Consider the following 22,190-nt stretch of genomic DNA (forward strand, 5'->3'; position numbering starts at 1 on the left):
ACTGATAACTGATAACTGATAACTGATAACTGATAACTGATAACTGAAATGACCCATTTGGCCGACTTATTTGGATGCCTTCTATTCGCCCATCTCCATATTCTTGCCCATAGGAGGTTGTCTATTTTACTAAAAACCTCTTTACTGACTTGAGTTGAGAAATATTTAGCCCATCCTCTTATTACTGGATTTAATTTAGCTATTAGAGCTTTAGTAGGGGCAGTTTTGTGAGAATCACATATATCTGCCAGTTTCCGGTAGTGAGTTTTGATACTCTTAGAGGATGGTTTAATCAGAGTCTTAAATCCTTGTTTGGTTGACTTGACCTTCCATTGCCTGATAGTAAAGCCTAAAAAGTCAAATCCGGGTTTATTCCCTTCATGTTCTTCTAAGGTGTGGGCAATTTTGGTTTTGTCTGGCTTTAGTTCTAATCCTACCTGGTTTAACCATTCCTGTATTACGGTTTTTGCTTGCAGGACTACTTTGATATCTTCATGTAGGATAACGAAGTCATCAGCGTAGCGTATTAGTGAAAGGCTTTTTATTTTATCACGCCAACCTATTTGTTGACCATTACAGTTTTTCATGTCTAAGATCTTGGCAAATTCCATCAACCTTTCTTCCATACCGTGCAGGGCGATGTTTGCTAGCAGGGGACTTATTACCCCTCCCTGTGGTGTACCTTCCACAGATTCTAAGAATTGATTATTGTCAAATGCTCCAGACTTCAACCATTGCTTGATTAACCGTCTGTAAGGAGATTGACCTATTTTTCTCAACAGCGCATCATGGTTAATTCGGTCAAAACATTTTGATATATCCGCGTCCAGTACATATTTAGGTTTGCGTTTGATACTGGTATAAATAGCGACAATAGCATCATGCGTTGACCGTCCTGGCCTAAAACCATAGCTGTTAGGTTCAAACCTAGCCTCCCACTCTGGTTCCATACCCAACTTAACCAGAGCTTGTAATGCACGGTCGCACATCGTAGGGATTCCAAGAGGTCTCTTTTCATCCCGTCCTGGTTTTGGTATCCAGACTCTACGGGTAGGACTTGCTTTAAGATAACGTGAGTTTAATAAGTCTACCAAGTTAAATCTCTCCATAGCTACCTTTGGAACGGTTTTTAGTAACGAGAGTTTAATTACCTTCCTATTCGTCCACTTGTCAGCCTTTGCTCGCGGTATCGTTCCTGGTAACTGGTATTTTTCCGCTTTTAGACCAGCTTCACCAGTTTGATGTTCATTCTCACCAGTGTGGCCTATACTGTCAACCCAACAACGAGGCGGATGGAATTTCACCACCAAGGTAATAAGAGTTATTCACAAGTCGAGGTTGTCCTCATGTATTGACTTGGAACGGCCATTTATACCCAGTTTCCTGGTTTAGTGGCCAACGAGTCGCACTTTGAAGCCTAAATAATAATCTTTCGGTGCAATAAAAACTCCTTTATAATCACAATCTGATGAAGGTGTCGAAGTACCGTAAGCTTGAGAACCTGTCAGAGCGAGTAATATTAATCCTGATTCTACTGTTTTTCTATTCATCTCTAAATTAAGTCAGAAGTAAAAATTCAAAAGTCAAAAGTCAAAAGTTATATCAGAAGACTCCCAAAACTTTTTTTTAATAGCTTTTTCTCTGGGCGATCGCTTCGCGTATTACTTATATTACTAATGTAGTATAAAATTGATATTCTTGCCAGTAAAGATGTCGAGTGGCTGTTGTGATAGTGCAATTTTTTACTATTGCGTATGTCGCAACAGCAATGAATATATTTTTTATTTCTGATTTTTAATAATCGTTGTTGCTTGTGTCCATTGACTTTTGAAAGTAGTTTGATGGGAGGGTTTGACCGAAAAATTGGGTTTCAAGCCTCGCCCTTCTAGGGCAGCTTTTTAGTTGATTTTTGTGTATAAATATGTTATTATTTTGTTAGTTTGAAACTTAAGTTATGAAAGCTAGATTTAAGTACCGTATATATCCAACACCGGGACAAAAATACCGATTAGCCAAGCTATTTGGCTGTGTCCGTGTGGTTTGGAATGATAGTCTAGCTTACTGCCAACATAGGTATAAATCAGGAGAAAAGAAATCTACTAATTCAGAACTACAAAAGCTTTTTATTACTCAAGCTAAAAAGACTGAAGAAAGAGAATGGTTGTCAGAGGTTTCTAACATACCATTGCAGCAATCATTGAATGATTTAAACCAGGCTTATCAAAACTTTTTTAAATCAACTCAAGGCAAGAGAAAAGGTAGACCTGTTAAACCTCCTAAATTTAAAAGTAGAAAGTCAAAGCAAACTGCTAGGTTTACAAAGGGAGGATTTAAAATTGGTCAACACAAAGTTTATTTGGCTAAGATTGGAAAGCTGAAAATAGTTTGGTCAAGAGAGTTACCTGCTCCTCCATCATCAGTAACAGTAATCAAAGATTCAGCTCATAGATATTTCTTGAGTTTTGTAGTAGAAATACAACCAGAAATCTTACCTCAAACTGATAATTCAGTAGGCATAGATTTAGGTATTAAAACCTTTGCTACATTTAGTGATGGTACAAAGGTTGATGCTCCTAAGCCACTGAAGAAACGAATTAAGAAATTAAGAAAGTTAAGTAAGTCATTATCTCATAAAACTAAAGGCTCTAAAAGGTATGAAAAAGCCAGGGTTAGAGTAGCTAAATTCCATGCCAAGCTGAAAGATACAAGGACAGATTTTCTACATAAATTATCTACTGAAATAATTCGTGAAAACCAAACAGTTGTTTTAGAAGATTTAAACGTTTCTGGCATGGTGAAAAACCGTAAATTATCCAGGGCGATATCAGATTTAGGTTGGAGGCAATTCAGGACACTCTTAGAAGGAAAAGCAGAAAAATATGGTCGTGATTTTAGAGTAATTAGTCGTTGGGAACCGACCTCTCAAATTTGCTCAAATTGTGGCTTTAAAGGTGGAAAATTAGACCTTCAGGTGCGAGAGTGGGAGTGTCTCAACTGCGGTGCAAAACATGATAGAGACGAAAATGCAGCAATAAATATATTAGTCGCGGGCGGGCAGTCCGAGACATTAAACGGACGTGGAGGCAAGCGTAAGACTACTGCAAAAGTAGCAGCAGCCTGTGAAAGGTCAACTCGCCGAGGAGCTACGGCTCAGTAGGAATCCCCACGTCTTTAGGCTGGGGAGGATGTCAATCTACTATTGCGTATGTCAGAATAGTAATGAATATATTTTTTATTTCTGATTTATAATTTTTAATAAGGGGGCGGGTTTACTCAGTCCTGGGTGACACCATTAACTTAACGCGGAACCCGCCCCTACTATTGCACCATTTTAGGCGTGTCAGTCCACTACTTTAAATTGCGCTTTTTCTCTAAATGATCTTTTGTCCATTTCCATACCACCAAAGCGGTTAAACTACTAACCACAACTGCTGCTGGAAAAGGATGAGGAAGCAAGCTATGGTTTTTTTGCCATGGCCAAGTAGCAGGTTGGGTGACTAAACCGAAAGTTGAGGCTAGAATGGCTCCTGTTCCTACCCCTAGACCGATCGCTTGAATGTTGTCTTGGAGTAATAGTTCAGCTTTTTGTCGTTGTTGGTCTCGTTCTGCTTGGTCTATTTCTACTAAACCGCGAATAGTAGCGATCGCTCTATCTAGTAAAAGTGAGCCTTGATGGAGATAGGTTAGGTCTGCTTGAATTTGTCGTTGGAAGCGTTGAAAGTCTAGGTTGGCATAGTCTTGCCAAATATTTAGTTGGCTCTGGGTTAATTTTTCTAGGCGGTTAATTTTGTTGAGATAGTTTTCACGGTTAATATCTATTGTGTTTTGAAAGTTCCCTAAACTGCGGAGGTATTGGGAATTTTTTAGGGAGAGGTCTAGGAGATTTTTGATTTGTTGTTTGAGGTTTTTTAGTTGTTGGTCTGAAAGGGTGGAGGAGTTGGGGATAGGTAGGGAATTATGCAATATTTCTACGGAGTTGGAAGTGGCTAATATTGCTCTTGACTCGGCACTTTCAATTCTCAATTTTTCTTCTCCAATAGTAGGAAGATAAACTGGAAATTTTTGAATAATCTCTTCGATTTTTTTGATATCTTCTAGGGCAGTTTTATATTCTTTTTTGCTATCGGCAAAGTTTTGCTTATTTTTGTGATGGTACAAAAATAGTTCTGGTAAATCCCATTGAATTTTGTTGAGTTTTTCTGTGGTAATTTCGGCAAAGATAAATAGGATAATTATGTGTCCGTAGGGATGATAATTATTGGGGTTTTGATATTCGTAAATATAGCCATCTAGAAGTTCGCCACTTGTATAAAAGGGTGGTGCATCTTCGAGGTTTTCTAGATTAAGAAAATTTTGTAAGTAACAGTCAGCAAGGGGTTTTAATTTTGCGGGAGTTTCGGGTTTTTCTGGGAGAAAACCGCTTAACATTATTGTGCTTCCCCAAAAGGCTTTTTTTTGTGTTTTTTGTAATTTTTGGTCTGAGTTATGATTAATTCCTGAAAAAAATTGACGGGGTGGTTTTAATTGAGATAAGTCGGCAAAGGAAACTTTGTCTTTTCCTGGATTTTGGGGATGATAAATGGTGAGAGAAAAACTATATGTATCATTGAGAAATTGAGGATAAATAAATCCTTTGTATGGGGAGTTATTTGCCAGAGTAATTCTTTGACGACCTCTGCCTTGAGGATGATAAATTAAGTCTAAATTAGGCAGACCAGAGTTGAGGAAGTCGGAAAAATCAGAGCGTAATTTTAATTTTGATGGACTCTGGCTTTGGTCCAATCCGCCATAATAATCTAAGAGGATTTGATAGAAAGTTTGAATGTCTGTAATTTCTAGTTCAAACTTTTGGTAATTCGTCAAATTTACCGTTTTTAAATGATAAGTAAATAAGCGAATATTAGGGGCATAAATAAATTCTTGATTGATATTCATAGTTAATAACTATTTCTATTGTTTAAATTATACTTCTTGGTAATATAGCAATCCTATTTTATTCGTGTCAAAAATATTACTGCTTTTTAGGGAATAGCGGTCGAGGGATGGCGAGGTCTCCTCGCCATATCCAATCGACCAAGAGAGCGGTCAGACCCCACGTCGCCGTCAGCTCGCTTGCGGAATGCTGACAAAGAGAAGGAACACTTAACTGGTAACAGGTAAGAGTTTCAGTTTTTTTATCTACTTTTTGATTTGTCGCAACCTATTTAGGATTGCTATATAGTAAAGATATTTATTTCCAAAAGTCAATTAATTGATCGATACTATTCTCTTAAAAATTTAGAATTAAAAAGACTCCCTATGACCTATTTCCTACATCCATAGAAATACTTACTTTGTTAACAGGAAAGACCTAAACTTTCAGGCATAAAGGTTGACAAGAAGGGAAAGCTCTGTAGTATAGATAAATGAACTTCAAGTTACCAGATATCTCAAAAGACTGAAAAGACCTAGAACTAATGTCCAAAGCAGTTCCACTAGAGCTGCTTTGGCAACAGTAACAAGTATATAGAAAAACTGATTGAAGAAGTAGAACTACTCAAAGGACTATTTCTTAGACTATCCTCAAGTGCATCCCGATAACAATTGGGCAAAACGGTCATTGCTTGTGGCAGTCACTAAGCGTAAAGTGGCAGGCAGCTATCATTCGTCGTTCAGCAACATTGTTGAGCGTGATATAGATGTAGCAAGACTTTTGATAAATAGTATAAGTAAGGTCATTTATGGGCAAAATTAAGTTTTTGATTATCGCTTTTATCGGCTTTTTAGCTATTGTAGGGGAAACTATACTAAATAAAACTTTCTCTATTCTCCTCTGTGGCTTACTTAGTTTTAATTCAGTGAGATGTTATGCAAACTTTAGTAATTCTGCCCATGCAACTTTATCTCCCACTAATACTGAAATAACTAGAGTGTCAACCACTATAGGACAAATACCCAGAGCTAGAAAACCAAATATTAATTTGGATTTGCAACAGGCATTACCACAGGATTTTTTGATTACTACTCAAATGCCTTTTAGTTCTGGTAAAAGAGAAATTTCCCTGATTTCTCCCTCAACCAAAGCTCAACAAATTTATACAATTAATTTACCCAATGCCAGCTTTCAATTATATGGAATCAAATTTCAAAATCTAGCTGTCATTGATGAGAGTAAATTAACTGAAAAAAATCGCATAGTTATGGACAGAGCTAAACCTGAAAATCTCAACAATTTTCAAGTCGAATTCCAAAACAATAAATTATCAAAAGTTGTTCTAGCTGATGGCAATCAAGGAGAATTTACTGACACTCAAGCTATTATTAAATCACCTGATAGTCAAATAATAGAAACTATTGATTTGTCCCAGGCAAATCTAACTAAAGAAACTTTAATTGCTACTACTAAACCGATGTTATTAACATCATCTAACTGCAATCAAAGTGTTAGTTCAAAGTTAGGTAAAATAGCTGATATTGTTGGGGGAAAGGGAAATAAACTCTCTTCTAGTGAAACTCAAATTACTCGAAATATTGGATTAGTTTTAGCTGCCACTTCTGCGGGATTAAAAAATAATATTAATTCTAGACAATCTCTATCTATTGCTAGCTGTGAACGAGCTGTTCAATGTAATGAAAAGCGGGTAAATGGCGCTAGTGAAATTAGAAGCGATTTATTTGAAATCCCCAGGGGTGCTAATCGTAAAGTTGCTTTAGAATACGAGTTTTTTGATATTCCTGACACTATTGAATTGTATTTAGATGGTAAAACAATTTACTCTGATGGTCCTAAATCAGAACGACATCAAAAAAGATTTACTTTGCCCGATAATGCAGAATATGTGGGAGTAAAGTTAATTGGAAACAGTAATCCAGATACTCGATGGTGGTATGTAATTTCTTGTTCCGAAAGTGCAATAGCAAACGCTCCTTGTGGTGATGATGAAATACAGGCTTCCTACGATCAAAACCATAAAAACTATCATTTTTATCCAGTAGAAAATGAAGTTTGCTCTCTTAACACTCAGGGTTGTAATATTGATTTTGTTTTTAGAGTCATGGTCAGTAATAAACAACTTATTGCACCAACTGACGAAAGTCAAGAAAAAGTTGAGCATTGCCAAACAACAGACTTGAATATATTGAGTTGGTGGGGGTTGGGTTTTAATATAGATACTATCAGAACAACTATCAATGAGAATAATAAGTCTATAACAAATTACACGAGAAAAAATCATGTTTTACACCCTGGTAAAATTACTAGACAAATTGTTGAAAAAAATGGAAAAATATACGTTATTACTTGGGGAGAAGGTACAGGAAGACATCCTACATTAAATGAGTGGTTGTCTGGATATGTATGGGGGAAAGTCGATAAAAAATTGATAAAAAAAGTGGGGGAGATGTTATCTAATAAAATGTCTACTCTACCAGAGTAGAAGTATTTTGCTGAATCAGTAAATGTGCCAATGCAATACTATAAAAAACGTCATTTTTGGTGTTTCAATTCTAAAATAAGAAGTCTTAAAAATTGAATTTTAATAATGCGATCAAGGAGAATTTCAACCATGAAAAAAACACACAAATTATTTATCTTAACTCTACTTTTAGTCATACTCCTGAAAATCTGTTTATCATGGCAAATAGCGATCGCCAACCCCACACCCACTAACCAGCAACAAGAAACAACTAGCGAAATAGAACCCACTCCCACTGAAATTGAAACAGAAATTGAACCAGAAGACCCCTACAAAACCCTAATCAAAGCAGATTTTTTCTATGAGCAAGGAGACAGAGAAGCAGCAGAAGAACTTTACCGGAAAGTCAAAGCACCTTTTGAATCTCATCAAAACACCATGTTTCCAGACCCCATAGACAAAGTTGAAGATTTACCAACCGAAATTCAAACCCAGTGGGAAGAAGCAAAAAAAGATGCTGATAAAAATGATAACCTGGAAATGTTGCAAGAATTTGTAGCACAAAATCCGGAATTTGTTCCCGGTCATCTATTGTTAGCTGAAACACTACAAAAGAATAAAAAGAAAAAAGAAGCTCTGCAAGTATTGGAGAAAGCTGCCAGTATCTTACCTGACTCAGTAGAAATAGTTGAAGCTCATGTAAAAGCACTCAGAAAAGAAAAAGACTATTTACAAGCATCTATCGCAGCTCGTCAATTTGTCTTAGTTAACCCAGATCATCCAGAAGCAGAAAAGTTTCTAGAAATTGCCGACGATAACTTTGACAAATTCCAGGATAGAATTAAGGGACAAATGGTAGGCAAAGGTCTCTTTGGAACTGCTGTTCGAGTTGGTGGTTGTGCTTTGCTTGGTAATTGTAACGTAGTGGGAACTGTTGTAGGCGAAACTTTGAAAATGGGTAGTTTGATGCTGCAAGGAGAATCAGGTTTAGGCAGTCGAGCAGCAAATGTGTATAAGAGACAACTGTCACTTGTAGAAGATGAGGAGGTAGTCGAATATGTAACTAAAATTGGTAATTCCATTGCAGAGTTAATGGGTAGAGATGATTTTGAATACGAATTTTATGTAGTGCGAGACAAGTCTCTCAATGCTTTTGCTTTACCTGGAGGTAAAGTATTTGTTAATACGGGATCAATTCTTAATACTAATTCCGAAGCAGAATTAGCAGGTTTACTTACCCATGAAGTTGCTCATGCGGTTCTTTCTCACGGTTTTCAAAGAGTTGTGACTAATAATTTGTATGATAGTGCAGGGGAAATTGTTAGTGATGCGTTAAAAACTGATATTCCTATTAGCAACATCGCTGCAAGTTTAATTAGTTTACAGTACAGTCGGAGTAATGAGCGTCAAGCCGATCTTGTTGGTACCCGTGTTTTAGCTACTGCTGGTTATGCTGCTGATGGTTTGCGAAATTTTATGGCAACTCTGGATGAAAAAAAAGGTAGTAAACGTTCTTTGGGTTTTCTTTCAACTCACCCTCAGTCAGATGATCGGGTTGAGTATCTCGAACAATTAATTGAATATAATGGTTACAATCGTTATGCTTTTGAAGGGATAGAAAAACATAGAGAAATTCAGGAAAAATTAAAGTGACAATTCCCAATTACTGAATAATTACAGCGCTTTTTATTTAAGTAGACTACAAAATTATTTTTGAATAGAGAGTAGGGAGTAGAAAAATATTTTTGGGTGGCCCATACTAACTGTAGTCTATCTAGGGTTTGCTGATTAAATATCAAAGTCTTTACTGATATTGGTTTTAGCCTGTTTAGATCAGAAATACCTGATTTTCGCCTCAGAAAGCTCAAAAGTGAGTATTCTGGCATATAGTTGGGCAGAGTTGGCAAGGGATAATTTTTCTGACTACCTCCTCTACAACTCCCTCCAACTCTTGATTCTTAGCTACTCCCTACTCCCTACTCCCTGCCGAGCGCAAAAAGACTAGTGAAGCGCAAACCCTATCTATTATGAACAGTGCTATGAAGTTTAATACCAAATTCATTATCATCGGTGGGGCTAGTTTCGACTAAACCAGTTTTGCAGGGAGAAAAATTAACAGACCACAGTTGGGAATATTCAGATTCTCGAATATGTGGAAAAACTAACATTTTTCCACACACGCTAGGCGAATACAAGATTTGCCATGAGATTCTTCATCAAATTCTCTATGACCTGTCAAATGAATGTGGGTAGCTTGGCGCAAAAAATCTTGGTTTTCTATTAACAGCAGATCGTTTCCAGGATTCATATAATTCTCCGAGTTCTGTGTTTGCAGGATGGTATTCAATTTTGACTTCTATCCCTGTTAAGGAACCGTGAAATTTGGCCATTACTTACATTGAATAACTTTACTCAAGGTTAGCAGAGCTTGTCTGAAGGTGTAAATAATACTTGCTATACCTTTGACCTTTTCTCAAGTTTTGACACATAACTGAAATAGCAGGTGATGGGCAAACAGACAAAAAATAAATTTGGGCGTCGTCATCTTTAAATATACTTCTCAATTGCCCATCGCCCATCACCAATATAAAATTTATTTAATCGTCCATACTATCTATACTGAGGGGCACCATATCACCATTATTCGTAAGTCCTAATAACATAGATTCATTTGCTCGTATCACTTTGCCAGTAAGCACACATCGTTCCTCCTGTTGGGCCGTTGCAGGTAGACTAGCTCGAATATCTGAATGGGAAAACTGTGGCCGATAATCTCCAGACTTTTGCTGAACATAGTTCCAGAGGATATCTCGAATCAGAGCTTGATAGCCTTTATTATTAGCTAGTCTTTTCAGTCTATCCTTTAACTCCCTTTCCAAACGAATGCTAGTAACTTCCATATCAGTAGTTGAAGTTCTGGGAATTGTGTACATGATTTTTTTTCTCCTTAAAATTTTTAGGTAGACATCTCTGTAATATTAGTGTAGTATAAAAAAGGTTAGATTTGAAACCCCAACTTTTTGAGAGCTTTCCTGTGAACCATTCATTTATTCAAGGCATCGATCAGTCAAAAAACAACCTATTTAAGGGTTGTGGGGCTATTTCATGGCTGATGTTGGGAACAATATTATGTGATGGAAATAACTTTGGCATTGATTATGGAGGTTTAGAGCTACTCGAAAAATTTAATCATATTTTTCAGATTGAAGGGCCAGATATTAGGTCAAATCAATTCATCAGAAGCGGGAGGTACAGACAAAAAAAATCTGTACATAAGTCAGACTAAAAGGTATAAAAATCTTTTTTCTAGCCCCCGCTTCCGAAGAAATAGAAGCAGGGGCTGTTAGTTTTAAATAGGACCGGGAAATAGAAAAATAAAATTAATTTTTGAATTCGGACAATTAAAAAGCATTAACGCAGTTCAGCACTCAGCGGTCAGCTTGGCGGGGACTGCTCAAACAGATACCTAATTATATGTGCAAATTTTTAGGCTGAAGTGCTGTTTGCGTAGCATCCCGTAGGGAAGTGCTAATAGTTGATAGCTAGTTAATTGAAAAACCAGTTGCTAGAAAAAATCTAAAATCTAAAATTTAGGAGGTAAAGCAGTGACCAGCATGACTCAAGTATTAAACCAATCTGTAGTCGTATTTTCTAAGAACTACTTACCAATGACCCGCATTAATATCAAACGGGCGATCGCTCTGTTGGTGACTGGCAAAGCTGAACCTCTAGATTTTGATAATGGTAGTGGCTGGGCTGTGCGTTCTCCTAGTTTGGTCTTATATGTACCGGAACAAATTCGCCTAACAATGGCCTCCCAAGAACGAGTGTGGAAAGTTCCTCCAGTCAATCGTAGGGAAGTGTTAAAGAGGGATCATCACCGTTGCCAATATTGCGGGACTACTAAACGTCTCACCTTAGATCATGTTATTCCTCGGTCTAGGGGTGGTAAACATAGTTGGGATAATGTAGTTACGGCTTGCGAAAGGTGCAATGCAATGAAAGGTAATCGTACTCCTACTGAGGCAGGGATGAAATTATCACACCAACCGAAAACACCAATACATCCGACTATTGCATTTGCTGAACAGTTCTGGCGCGAACGACAACACGAAGTTTAGAAGGTCTTATTTTTTTACTGAAGCAGATCTAAAAAGTTGTCTATAATTTTCGTTAGTTCTAGTTACTTCCTAGAACTAAATTTTGGTGTCGTTATTTTGAGCAGAAATGATTGGAATGATCGGAAAAAGGTCAAACAATTATCAAAATAATTGAGTCTAAAACTCCGCCTTTTAAGAGGTTGTCTGAGAAGTCCATCCAAGCCCCCGCGCATCCCCCAAAGTTGGGAGACTTTGAGAAGCAAATTATCTGATTCCCCCCAAAGTTGGCTTGCTCGGGGAGCAGAATCCCCAAAGTTGAAGGATAGAGGGGCAAAATTCAGTATCAAAAAACTTTTCATATATCCTCTAAGGCGAAATGTTTTTGGAGGGTTGCTCAAAATTCCCGTTACAAAAACAACTTCTGACTTCTGACTTCTGACTTCGTTAAGCGCCAGATATTGCTAACAAAACTAATTTCAATAACTGCAAAGAGTTTTGAGTTTCGAGTTATAGATTAATTACTCAATAACATCCGAAGCTCTTCCAATAAAAAAAGGAGAGACCAAGGGGAATGCTAAAGTTAACTTATACTGAATCTGGCTTTTATATGGAGCGTTTGGCTCAATCTCCCGAACAGTTGGTAGCACTGCGGGTAATCTTGGCTATGCGAGTTGGTCAAAAAATTGTAGTTGAACCAAGTTCTGCTGCTTTTTTGCTACCTGTAAATTTACCTGAGTTGTCAATGTTGGAGGTAGCTGTGCAAAAAGAGGGTGGAGATGAGATTGCCCTCTGTGTTGCTGATGATGAGTTTGTGGAAGTTAGTTTAGGAGGAACTTGGATAACAGTAGATCCAGAATATGAGAATGGAATTTTTATCACTGCGTTGAGCGATCGGATTGAGTTGTTACTTTTTAAGCTATGGCAAGCGACTAAGGCAAATGCTTCAGTGAGTCAGGAAGCCAGTGATTATTAAAATTGTCAATAGGCAATATGTAGAAGTAATAATGTAGGGATGTTCGATGAAACATCTCTACAAGAATTTCAGGCAATATTCTCTTTTGTGTCAGGAATGCGATCGCTTTACAAAGACGATTTTGAAAGATGATAAATCTGAAAATAGTTGAATAAAAAAAGTTTAGTTGGCTACAATAAATTTATGAGATTTTTCTAGCTTCTTTAACAGTTAGAGGTAACCGCTCCTGTAGTGACAATTGTTGAGGCAAAAACGATAATATTAAATCTGCACTAGCTCAGTGTATTGCGGAAATGGTGGCAGCTCAGTTGTTTGACAAACAAAAAAATAATCAAATTTATTGTATTTATGGAATTGTTACAACAGGGAGTAATTGGAAGTTTTTAAGGTTGATCAAAAATCAAGTTGAGATTGATATAAGTGAGTATTTTATTGGGGATTTGGAATCTTTGTTTGGCATTTTAATTTATACTATTGAAAATAGTTTTTCTGGTTGATTGTTTCGTAAAATATGGGTTATTAAATTTGTGGGTAAAACTGTATATAATGATGAAATATTAGCATAAAATTATAAAAATGTTGGGTTTATCCTAACGGATAAGCTCCGCTAACGGTTCCTCAACCCAACCTACAAGAATTAAGATTTTTGGTTATCACTTAATCATATTGAATAACAATTTCAGCAAGTCCTAGTTAACTTCTGAATTCTAACTTCTGACCAAAAAATTAAGGTCAATTGCTTTCCCTTTCAAGGGTATGAAAAAAAATCAAGTTCAATATTTCAATCCCAATACTTTACTACGCAATGCTGCGTAAACAGGCAGAGGTACTGAGAACTGATAACTGATAACTGAAATGACTTCTGACTTCATCAACCCATTCCTGCCAAGACTCCCCTTAATACATCTGCACTTACCCGGTCTGTAATCTTAACCACACCCACCCCAGTCGGCAACACAAATCTAACTTTACCCGCTTTAACCTTTTTATCCGTTTGCAAAGAAATCAAAATTTCCTCAATATCCAACCCACTCGGTAACCTCGTCGGTAAAGCAGCCTTTTCTATCAAAGTTAACTGACGGCGATCGCTCTGTTCATCCCACATCCTCAACTCAACCGCCAACCGACTCGCAGCCACCATCCCAATAGCAACCGCTTCACCATGAGTCACCATAGTATAACCAGTCAAACTTTCCACTGCATGACCAATAGTATGACCATAATTCAAAATTGCCCTTAATCCCGATTCTTTTTCATCTTTCTCTACCACATCAGCCTTACTTTGACAAGATCTAATCAAGATTTCCTCTAATAACCCCGGCGTAAGATGATTAATTTCATCAAGCTTTTGACTATTCTCCATTTTGGCAAATAATTCCGCATCCCAGATAGTTCCATATTTAATAACTTCTGCCATTCCACCTCGAAACTCACGCACCGGTAAAGTTTTTAATACTTCTGGGTCAATTAACACTAGACGTGGTTGGTGAAAAGCACCGATGAGATTTTTACCTTGGGGATGATTGACTCCCGTTTTTCCCCCAATAGCAGCATCCACCATTGCTAATAGAGAAGTGGGAACCTGCACTACATTCAAACCCCGCAACCAAGTCGCTGCTGCAAACCCAGTCATATCGCCAACGACTCCACCCCCCAGGGCGACCATTGTCGAAGACCGTTCGATACGGTGTGTTAAAGCTGCATCGTAAATATTGTTTAGGGTTTGAAAGTTTTTGTATTGTTCTCCAGCAGGGAGGGTGCAGTGGGAAACATCAAAACCCGCTTTTTGGAGAGAGGCGATCGCTCTAGAGCCATAATGACCAAATATTTCTGGGTTGGAGACCAGCAAGACCTTTTTACCCAAGTTGAGGGATTGCATTTTTTGGCCAAGTTGGTCGAGGTTGCCAGGAGCGATCGCTATTTCATAGGATTTGGAGGGTAGTTGAACGGTGATGGATGCCATGGATAATTTCAGACTTTGCTATTTTGAACATTAAATATTAGACTTAATTTTATAGTTTTATTCGCCATTTTGGAGAAAAGTTAATGACTGTTGATGGAATTATTGCTTTCTTTGTATTGTTTGTTGGTGGCTTAGGTGTAGCTACTGTTTTAATGTTTGGGTTGCGTGCTGTTAAGTTAATCTAGAAGAATTGTATAGGTTATCCCGTCAGATTTTTGATAGTTTGGCGGGGTTTTATTGTATGGAAGTTGCAATTATGGGACGGATCGCAGTTTTCCTCTGACTATTGTGATACTCAGACATTTTCCCTACACAAAGACTTCAATATACTTAGGACTATATTATGTTCGGTTGAATACTTACACTTAGGAGTAAGGAAGGCAGAAAGCAGAAGGAAAAGAAAAGTTTAAAGGGAAAAGGTTTTTTATAACTGATTATCCGAACATGATATTACGCAACATAAAGTAATTCTGTCATTCTGTTAGTACAGCTTTGCCACAGCAAACGAAAGTGTTTACGGAGTATTCCCTCAGGAAAGTAATCTCAAACGCCCAAAACTCCTTACCAATGCCTAAGTCCAGATACTGTTATTTTATGAAGATAATCCTCAAGGTGCACGCTATTTATTTTTAATTATTAAGTTGAGGTAAGTTATGGACAAATCTAGGTTTTTGATTATCACTTTGATCGGTTTTTTAGTTGTCTTAGGAGAGACCATATTAAAAAAAACTCTTGTAATTCTTGTATGTGGGTTGCTAAGTTTTAATTCGATGGCCTGTTTTTTTGACTGGGATTACGGTAGGGTTAATGCTGCTAGACCGAATATTGAGGAATCTCATATTGCTGCGACACCACAGAATCAGTCATCAGCAGTCATTAAGAGTATTTCTAAATGGTGGGCAACAGCGGGTAAAGATAAGTTAATAGATAGCACTTTAAGGATAAAAATTGATCAAAAAGGTAGATATCAGCTAAATATAAATATAGGTGGAGCAGGGTTAGGGAGTTCCGAGTGGGGTTTAACGCAAAAATCGGAAGCGATACTGAAATCGTTAGAATCAAATGAAATCATTGAAGAAGCAAAGTTTGGAATTAGTGGTGAGTTGACTGGAAAAGTAGAGTTTTCACAAGAACTAATACCAGGTAATTATGAGGTGAAAATTACTAATATTGAGGTTCCTAAAAAACCTATTGTTGAGCAGTTTGACTTCATTTTAAATCAAAAAATTAGATGCGTTATTTCTAATAATGTACCTCATGAAATAGAAGAAGAAAAATCTAGGCTAAAAACTTTATTCATTGCCGATCGCCCCGAACCTAACTTAGACCAGTCGCAAATTAATCAGTTAATCAATAAATATGCGCCTATTTTGTATTTTGATAAAGGGGAATTAAACGAAGATAAGCCAGAACTTTTTCCCATGCCGTTTAGTATTTCTGAAACCTGGGGTCAACATTGGGGAAATAAAACTCCGCAAATTACTGGAAGTTCCTACCAATCTATAAACCTCGGTCAATATACTGATAATTTTACCAAAGGTGCTGCAGAGCCAGCAGTTTATGAACCAGCAATTTATGCTTCTATCTCTGAGAACCCAAGTGAAAGTGAAATTGCAATTAATTATTATTTTCACTATCCCCGTAGTAACTGGAAACTCTATGGAGGTTTTAATACCCATCAAGGAGACTGGGAAGGTATTACAGTTTTTTTAACAAGCTTTAACTTAGTTCCTAAAAGAGTAGCATTTTCACAGCACGTCAAAACGCCTTTAAGTCTGAGCGAAGGAGGCATGAGTGTTCCTTGGGAATATTTAGAGCATCCTAACAATAGTAACAGAACGAATGTTTATGTCGGGCTTGGCGCTCATGCGAGTTTTCCTTTTAGAGGGATAACAGGGTTTAACAGTAATAGTGGTGTGGCAAATCAAGAGTTCCACAAGGGAGATTTGTCTAGTTTTAACCCTTCTCCTGAACAGATACACAATTTGCCTCGCGCCGAGAGTATCCAATTAGGCGATCGTAAAGAGTGGCTATTATTTCCAGGCTTTTGGGGTGATGATGGTGCTGCTCCCAGGGGACCAATGTTTTTAGATTGGAATTATGAGATTTTAGGAGATATATCTGCCAAAGGCGATGATGAAGGTTTAGGAACTCGCTGGTTAGATCCTTGGGAATGGTCAGGAGGTTTCACTGTTCTTACTGAAGGACAAAATAACATTAATTTTTGGGCAGATCAGATAATTGCAATTGATACAGATTTATCTTCTAATGAAGAGCGGAGCATTCTTAGGGGTGGAGGCAGCAACGATGCTTACATGCTAAAAGCTATTAGTATTAGACAACTGAAATATTCTGTGTCTGTTACTAATACTGCTGACGGTATCTTCATTCAAGACAGAGGTGGAGTAGATAATTTGAGTATTCTTAAAGATACGAGTATAGAAATTTCTTTATCTATGTGCAGTTTAGAACGAGATGGAACTGCCTTGCTGATTAATTATGATCGCGAAGGTGAAGCAAAATATGCTGAAGATGTGACTGTTCTTGATTTCTTCAAAAATTCTACAGGTGAAGCGGAACCAGGTACTGGGTTTATCGAGGAAATTAACAATTTAACTGGTCAGCAAATAATTGACTATTTGAATAATGAAAGCAAAGATAAGTCCTGTGGAACAGAACTAGCTATCGACTTTTGTGTGAAAAGCGCAACTTGGACTCGCCATAGCGAATCGGAACAAATTAAGTTTCTGCGAAGTGAGTCTCTTGCTGCAAAGTATGAGAGAGCAAGCGATGCACAATTATTGAAGGCAAATCTATGGACAAATGATTTTCTTGTCTATGGGTCGTATTACAGTGCAAGTGGTGCAGAAGAAAATGTAAGAATTTCTGGTATTTGGTCGCTCAGAGATCCAAAGGCTTTTACAGATAATGTTCGTGGTTTCGGTGAATGCAACTCCGATTTTGCCAGTCAGCCTCTTATTCAGATTTGGGCTTTTTCTCACGACGTTAAGAAGGTGCGATGGACAGGCGATCGTTATCTAGTTACTGTTAAACCCACAGGTCAGGGTTTTCAAATGTTTCAATTTCCAAGACAGGAAGGCGATTTACCTAAGAAAGTAAATCCGAGCCAATCTTCCCAGAATATAAGTCCGAGTGAACCGCCGCTGATTCAGATAGTAGATGAGACTGATTCTACAATTTCTATTTGTCAGCAAGACCCTGAGACGAGGAGAATACTCTGTCGTTAGTGCGCTACGAGGAAGTTAAAAGTCAAAAGTATTAGAGTTGTAACTGTTTTAGGATTTTTTACAGCGCTTTTCGCTCTTGATAAACTACATCGTCATAACCAAAACCCTTTAGGGACGTTGCATGCAACGTCCCTACTGTGGTCTACTCAGCGGATAATTAATTCTCATGCTGTAGATAGGTCAAGTGAGGTGCAACCCAGCATATAAATATTTTTGCTTGCTTACCTTTGCGGGACTTTGCTACTTTTCCCAACCCTACCTACCTCTAAATTTCACTGGTAATTTTACTTCCTGATTTGTGTTGTTTCTTTTTGCTAAGTAGCATTATTCCACCTAAACCTAGAAAGGATAAAATAGCAGTTGGCTCAGGAGCAGTCTTAAGTGATACTTTAAGCGATCGCTCATTTTTCTGTTTACCTATCCGTTCATTTACTTATTCAAATTGTTGATTTTTTGTACAATTTCACTGCAAAACTGAGCAAAATTTTCAATTTAAATGTAGTATAGACAACATAATTATCTGGCAAAGTTGAACCAAAAGTTGAATAACATTAGGGTGTGCCTGAAAAAATATTGTCTATAGATCTAAAGTCAGTTTCATAAAAGCTCCTGAAAAGTCTGATTTAAATGTTAATACCAATTTAAAAATAAACATTATGGCCCTCAGAGCATCTCCACAGGGACTAAAAATAGTGGAGCAGGCTAGAAAACAGAAAAACTGGACAAAAGCTGCTCCCCAATGGCTAGAGGCTGCTTATACCTCCGAAGCAACCTTGAGAAGATTTTGGCGCAGAGAACCCATTAAACAAAGAACTTTTCAAGATATTTGTGAAGCTGTCAATGTTAACTGGCAAGAAATAGTTGAACAAAGCACACCTATAGTACCAGACTCCAATTTTGTTGGCCGGGAAGAGGCTATTAATGGTCTTAATCAGCTTATCGCCCAAGGAGCTAAATTGATTCTTATTCAAGGGGAAGGGGGCATAGGTAAAACTACTTTGGCCCGCTACTTTTTTAAGACTCAAAGATTTGATTTGACGATAAAATTGCATATTGCGATGGAGAGAGAAAATATCATCTCAGTGGAGTTGGTAATAGAGGAATGGTTAGAATGCTATTTTGCGGAAGAGCCAGGAAGAGAATTTGGCATTACTTTAGACCGGTTACGACGTAAGCTCCGAAATAGTACACAAAAGATTGGTATACTTATCGACCGTCTGGAGCCAGCGTTGCAAAGAGGTCGTTTTGTAACTCAACATCGCTGCTACGCAGAATTATTGAGGATGCTAGCTAGCCCAAATTCAAACTCTGTCACCCTGCTCACCAGTCGCGAACAATTATCCGAACCTGGAGTTCAGGTGGAAATTTATCGTTTGGGCGGGTTGAGTGAGGCTGCTTGGGAAGAGTTTTTTTGCACTCACCAGGTTGAGATAGATACTGCTGCTTTAAAGGAAATACACTGTGCTTACGGTGGTAATGCGGAAGCAATGTGTATTCTGGCTAATGCCATCCGCCTGGATTTTGAGGGAAATTTACAGGCATATTGGCAAGAAAACCGCCACGACTTGCTTGTCAATCCGACTTTAGAAAACTTGATTGAAGGGCAGTTTGACAAACTCCAAGATGATCTTCCCCGAGCTGCTCGACTCCTTTTTCGTTTAGGTTGTTACCGCTATCAAGAAATTCCTATTTTACCCAAGGCAGCACTTTTATGTTTATTGTGGGATGTGCCAATATCCCGTCGAGAAAGAGTCATCAAAGCTTTGCGCGATCGCGCTTTAATTGAGTGGTGTGAGGATGGTTATTACTTGCATCCGGTAATGCAAGCTAAAGCTAGAGAAAGGTTGAAGGGGGAAATTAGGGATAATATTGTGGGTAAGTTGGAGGAAGTAGAAACAGATAAGGAAGAGTGTGAGGAGTGGTTATTGACTAACCGCGCTGCTGCCCAATTTTATCTCGAAGTCTATGAAATTGAGTCAGAAATAACTCATAAATATGCCTTTGAAGCCATTGAGCATTTAGTAGCTATTGGAGATTTTGAGGAATGCTGTAAGGTTTTATTATATAAGATTTTAGCAGCAGAAAAAGTTGAAAATCTTAGGGGCACAGCTAACCTCTGGAATAATATGTCACGGTTTATTGCTAGTAGCGAAAAAATTATCGATCGCTTATCTGGAATACAAAGAGCATTTCTTCTTATTCCTCTAGGAACAATTTATTCGGAAGTGGGCAAAAATAGTCAAGCGCTAAATATTAGCGAACAAATTATTGATATTACTAGGGAAAAAGATGAGTCAGACGAAAAAATTCGTTTTGCTCGGATGTCTGCTTATTCAATAGCAGGTAAAGCTTATCGTTATCTAGGGAATTTAAACAAGGCTGAAGTGGCTTGTCAACAAGCTAATAAAATTGCCTCAAAGTCTGGTAAAAACTATTGGCAAGCCTTAGCTTTTTATGGTTTGGGAGCAGTTTATCTGGAAAAAGATAGACCTAGAAAAGCTTTACGTCATTTTTTTGGTGCAGCAGTTTATGCAAAACTCGGTGGAATTACTCAAGAGTTGAAAAGGGATATGAAAAAGCTATTTGGATTACTATTTAATCCCACTAATGACCAAATAGCTGAAGTTCAAATTTTTTTTCAAAAATATAATCAGAATGAGCGAGAAGACCGGATTAAAAAGTTTAATATTCTCTGGAATATTGCTAGATGTTTTAATGCGATGAAATCTTTTAAAGTAGCTAAGAATATTTTGGATTTAGCTCAAAAATTACTCGAGCCAGAAGATAATAATCAACAATGTTTATTGGCTTTAGAGTTGGCAATTTATTATTCTGCAAAAAAGCAAATACAAGTAGCACAAGAATGTTATGAAAAAGCTTTAGATTTATCTGTCAATCAAGGTGAAAAATGGTCAATAGCTTATCCGCTAAAATGTTATGCTAACTGGCTTTTTACTCAAGGTAAATATTTGGAAGCTCTGACAAAATATAGGCATTTAGAAGAGTTACTGCAAGAAACAGAGTTTTATTCTATGCAAGCCTATAATTACTATTATTTCGGTATAACTATTTTACAAGTTCATCCTAAGCAACAGCAACAAGCTCACAAGTATCTGAAAAAAGCGAAAAAGATTGCTAAAGAGGTAGAATTAGTATTGCCTGAAAGAGAATAGGGAAGTGAGGGAGTGGCCCACACGGATTATGGCACGGATATACGGATAGGTCAGGGAGTGGGGGGAGATTAAATATTAGATTTAATAGGAAAACCCTAATACCATTTCTCAAAAACTTTTCTACACTTTGTTGAGCAGGGGAGTGGGGGAGTGGGGGAGTGGGTAGGGACGTTGCATGCAACGTCCGTACAGGGAGAAGCAAACACAAGAATAATTAACATGAACTTAGCTGAAATTAGTAAAAAATTGATTTTACTTGTGCTAATTAGTTAATAACTGAAGTACTGTCCAAGTATAGCAATAATGCATGGGAATTGGTATAAGTATTCAACCAGAGCTGATAAGATATTACTTTTGACTTTTGACTTTTGACTTTTGACTTATAACTTCTTATCCCAATTTCCAAAGTTTAACAGTTCGATCAAAACTACCACTAGCTAAAATTTCTCCATCAGGACTAAATGTAACGGAATTAACCCACCGAGAATGCCCTTTGATAGTACGTAAAAGTTTCCCTGTTTCTAGATGCCAAATTTTGATAGTATGGTCACTACTTGCACTAACTAAAGTTTGACTATCTGGACTAATAACTACAGAATTAATATCATTAGTATGACTACTTAAAGTGCGTAAAAGTTTTCCTGTTTCTAGCTGCCAAATTTTAATATTTTTATCGCTACTACCACTGGCTATTTTCTTTCCATCAGGACTGACAGTCACAGATAATATTCTGCCATTATGACCGACTAATGTGTAAATTTCTATTCCTGTTTCTAGATTCCAAGTTTTAATATTCTTGTGACTTCCTGTAACTAATATTTTGCCATTCGGACTAATATCAACTGCATAAATACTGTCAGAATGACCGCGGAAAGTATGTAGCATTTTACCTGTAGGAATATGCCAAATTTTGATGGAATCATCGCTACTTCCACTCACTAATTTTTCTCCATCAGGACTAATAGCAATGGAAGTAACTCGCATAAAATGACTTTGTAAAGTTAGCTCTTTTTCTGTTGCTAAATGCCAAATTTTTATCGTCCCGTCATAACTACCACTAGCTAATATATTTCCATCTTGGCTGATAGCGATCGCTACTACATCATTAGTATGACCTTCAATTATGCCTAATTCTTCTCTTGTTTCTAAATTCCAAACTTGAATAGTACCATTACCATTACCACAGGCTAAAATTTGACCGTCTTGACTAATAACTACAGAATAAACTTTTTCTGAATCTGTATTAAAAGTTTCTTCTAAGGACACTCCATTGGGCAGACTTAATTTTAAATATTTGGGGTGAATCTGAAAATAACCAACAAAATGACTGCTTCCTATG

19 protein-coding genes are annotated in these 22,190 nt (G+C 37.4%); 10 read left to right on the plus strand and 9 right to left on the minus strand.

Annotation, left to right across the window (positions count from 1 at the left end; all coding sequences use genetic code 11):
• On the minus strand, positions 1-1,307 hold a 1,307-nt coding region (gene ltrA, locus AC3DU7_RS04580; protein WP_488038176.1), incomplete at its 3' end, for a group II intron reverse transcriptase/maturase.
• A gap of 81 nt (positions 1,308-1,388) precedes the next feature.
• Complete coding sequence (locus AC3DU7_RS04585; protein WP_488038177.1) at positions 1,389-1,550, minus strand: DNA polymerase beta superfamily protein; 162 nt, start codon at positions 1,548-1,550, stop codon at positions 1,389-1,391.
• A gap of 404 nt (positions 1,551-1,954) precedes the next feature.
• Between AC3DU7_RS04585 and AC3DU7_RS04590 the strand changes: the two genes are divergently transcribed.
• Entirely contained in the window at positions 1,955-3,157 is a 1,203-nt protein-coding gene (locus tag AC3DU7_RS04590; RefSeq protein WP_488038178.1) for an RNA-guided endonuclease InsQ/TnpB family protein, read from the plus strand.
• A 191-nt stretch (positions 3,158-3,348) separates the two neighbouring features.
• Here the strand turns inward: AC3DU7_RS04590 and AC3DU7_RS04595 are convergent, their stop codons facing one another.
• Positions 3,349-4,935 carry a hypothetical protein gene (locus AC3DU7_RS04595; protein WP_488038179.1) on the minus strand — a complete coding sequence of 529 codons (1,587 nt, stop codon included), beginning with the start codon at positions 4,933-4,935 and terminating at the stop codon, positions 3,349-3,351.
• 785 nt (positions 4,936-5,720) lie between these two features.
• Between AC3DU7_RS04595 and AC3DU7_RS04600 the strand changes: the two genes are divergently transcribed.
• Together AC3DU7_RS04600 and AC3DU7_RS04605 are read left to right on the plus strand one after the other, a co-directional pair.
• On the plus strand, positions 5,721-7,415 hold the full coding sequence (locus AC3DU7_RS04600; RefSeq protein ID WP_488038180.1) for a hypothetical protein: 1,695 nt from the start codon (positions 5,721-5,723) through the stop codon (positions 7,413-7,415).
• A gap of 129 nt (positions 7,416-7,544) precedes the next feature.
• On the plus strand, positions 7,545-9,047 hold the full coding sequence (locus tag AC3DU7_RS04605; protein WP_488038181.1) for a M48 family metalloprotease: 1,503 nt from the start codon (positions 7,545-7,547) through the stop codon (positions 9,045-9,047).
• Positions 9,048-9,412: 365 nt separating this feature from the next.
• Here the strand turns inward: AC3DU7_RS04605 and AC3DU7_RS04610 are convergent, their stop codons facing one another.
• The 3 genes from AC3DU7_RS04610 to AC3DU7_RS04620 all read right to left on the minus strand — a co-directional run bounded on the left by AC3DU7_RS04610 (position 9,413) and on the right by AC3DU7_RS04620 (position 10,327).
• Positions 9,413-9,562 carry a hypothetical protein gene (locus AC3DU7_RS04610; RefSeq protein ID WP_488038182.1) on the minus strand — a complete coding sequence of 50 codons (150 nt, stop codon included), beginning with the start codon at positions 9,560-9,562 and terminating at the stop codon, positions 9,413-9,415.
• The gene (locus AC3DU7_RS04615) at positions 9,556-9,702 is read right to left on the minus strand and encodes a hypothetical protein (RefSeq protein ID WP_488038183.1); all 147 of its coding nucleotides are present in this window, start codon (positions 9,700-9,702) and stop codon (positions 9,556-9,558) included. The genes AC3DU7_RS04610 and AC3DU7_RS04615 overlap by 7 nt, the downstream gene beginning before the upstream one ends.
• Before the next feature lie 289 nt (positions 9,703-9,991).
• Positions 9,992-10,327: a ribbon-helix-helix domain-containing protein gene (locus tag AC3DU7_RS04620; protein ID WP_124144708.1), complete on the minus strand. Its 336-nt coding sequence runs from the start codon at positions 10,325-10,327 to the stop codon at positions 9,992-9,994.
• 101 nt (positions 10,328-10,428) lie between these two features.
• On the opposite strand from AC3DU7_RS04620, the gene AC3DU7_RS04625 reads away from it, so the two are divergent.
• The 4 genes from AC3DU7_RS04625 to AC3DU7_RS04640 all read left to right on the plus strand — a co-directional run bounded on the left by AC3DU7_RS04625 (position 10,429) and on the right by AC3DU7_RS04640 (position 12,964).
• Positions 10,429-10,680: a hypothetical protein gene (locus tag AC3DU7_RS04625; RefSeq protein ID WP_488038184.1), complete on the plus strand. Its 252-nt coding sequence runs from the start codon at positions 10,429-10,431 to the stop codon at positions 10,678-10,680.
• 319 nt (positions 10,681-10,999) lie between these two features.
• Positions 11,000-11,515 carry an HNH endonuclease gene (locus tag AC3DU7_RS04630; protein WP_488038185.1) on the plus strand — a complete coding sequence of 172 codons (516 nt, stop codon included), beginning with the start codon at positions 11,000-11,002 and terminating at the stop codon, positions 11,513-11,515.
• A 550-nt stretch (positions 11,516-12,065) separates the two neighbouring features.
• Positions 12,066-12,467 (plus strand): alr0857 family protein, encoded by a 402-nt coding sequence (locus AC3DU7_RS04635; RefSeq protein ID WP_488038186.1) that lies wholly within the window; start codon positions 12,066-12,068, stop codon positions 12,465-12,467.
• Positions 12,468-12,760: 293 nt separating this feature from the next.
• Positions 12,761-12,964, plus strand: coding sequence for a hypothetical protein (locus tag AC3DU7_RS04640; RefSeq protein WP_488038187.1), 204 nt, complete (start codon positions 12,761-12,763; stop codon positions 12,962-12,964).
• A gap of 374 nt (positions 12,965-13,338) precedes the next feature.
• On the opposite strand, the gene aroB is transcribed toward AC3DU7_RS04640, so the two are convergent.
• On the minus strand, positions 13,339-14,430 hold the full coding sequence (gene aroB, locus AC3DU7_RS04645; protein WP_488038188.1) for a 3-dehydroquinate synthase: 1,092 nt from the start codon (positions 14,428-14,430) through the stop codon (positions 13,339-13,341).
• Between the two features lie 83 nt (positions 14,431-14,513).
• On the opposite strand from aroB, the gene petL reads away from it, so the two are divergent.
• On the plus strand, positions 14,514-14,615 hold the full coding sequence (gene petL, locus AC3DU7_RS04650) for a cytochrome b6-f complex subunit PetL (protein ID WP_202223288.1): 102 nt from the start codon (positions 14,514-14,516) through the stop codon (positions 14,613-14,615).
• A gap of 468 nt (positions 14,616-15,083) precedes the next feature.
• Positions 15,084-17,678 (plus strand): hypothetical protein, encoded by a 2,595-nt coding sequence (locus AC3DU7_RS04655; RefSeq protein ID WP_488038189.1) that lies wholly within the window; start codon positions 15,084-15,086, stop codon positions 17,676-17,678.
• A 265-nt stretch (positions 17,679-17,943) separates the two neighbouring features.
• On the opposite strand, the gene AC3DU7_RS04660 is transcribed toward AC3DU7_RS04655, so the two are convergent.
• Entirely contained in the window at positions 17,944-18,099 is a 156-nt protein-coding gene (locus AC3DU7_RS04660) for a PEP-CTERM sorting domain-containing protein (protein WP_488038192.1), read from the minus strand.
• Positions 18,100-18,334: 235 nt separating this feature from the next.
• Here AC3DU7_RS04660 and AC3DU7_RS04665 point away from each other — a divergent pair, with 235 nt between their 5' ends.
• On the plus strand, positions 18,335-20,851 hold the full coding sequence (locus tag AC3DU7_RS04665; protein ID WP_488038190.1) for a tetratricopeptide repeat protein: 2,517 nt from the start codon (positions 18,335-18,337) through the stop codon (positions 20,849-20,851).
• A 390-nt stretch (positions 20,852-21,241) separates the two neighbouring features.
• On the opposite strand, the gene AC3DU7_RS04670 is transcribed toward AC3DU7_RS04665, so the two are convergent.
• On the minus strand, positions 21,242-22,190 hold a 949-nt coding region (locus tag AC3DU7_RS04670; protein WP_488038191.1), incomplete at its 5' end, for a WD40 repeat domain-containing protein.

This window comes from Okeania sp. (genome assembly GCF_983059655.1).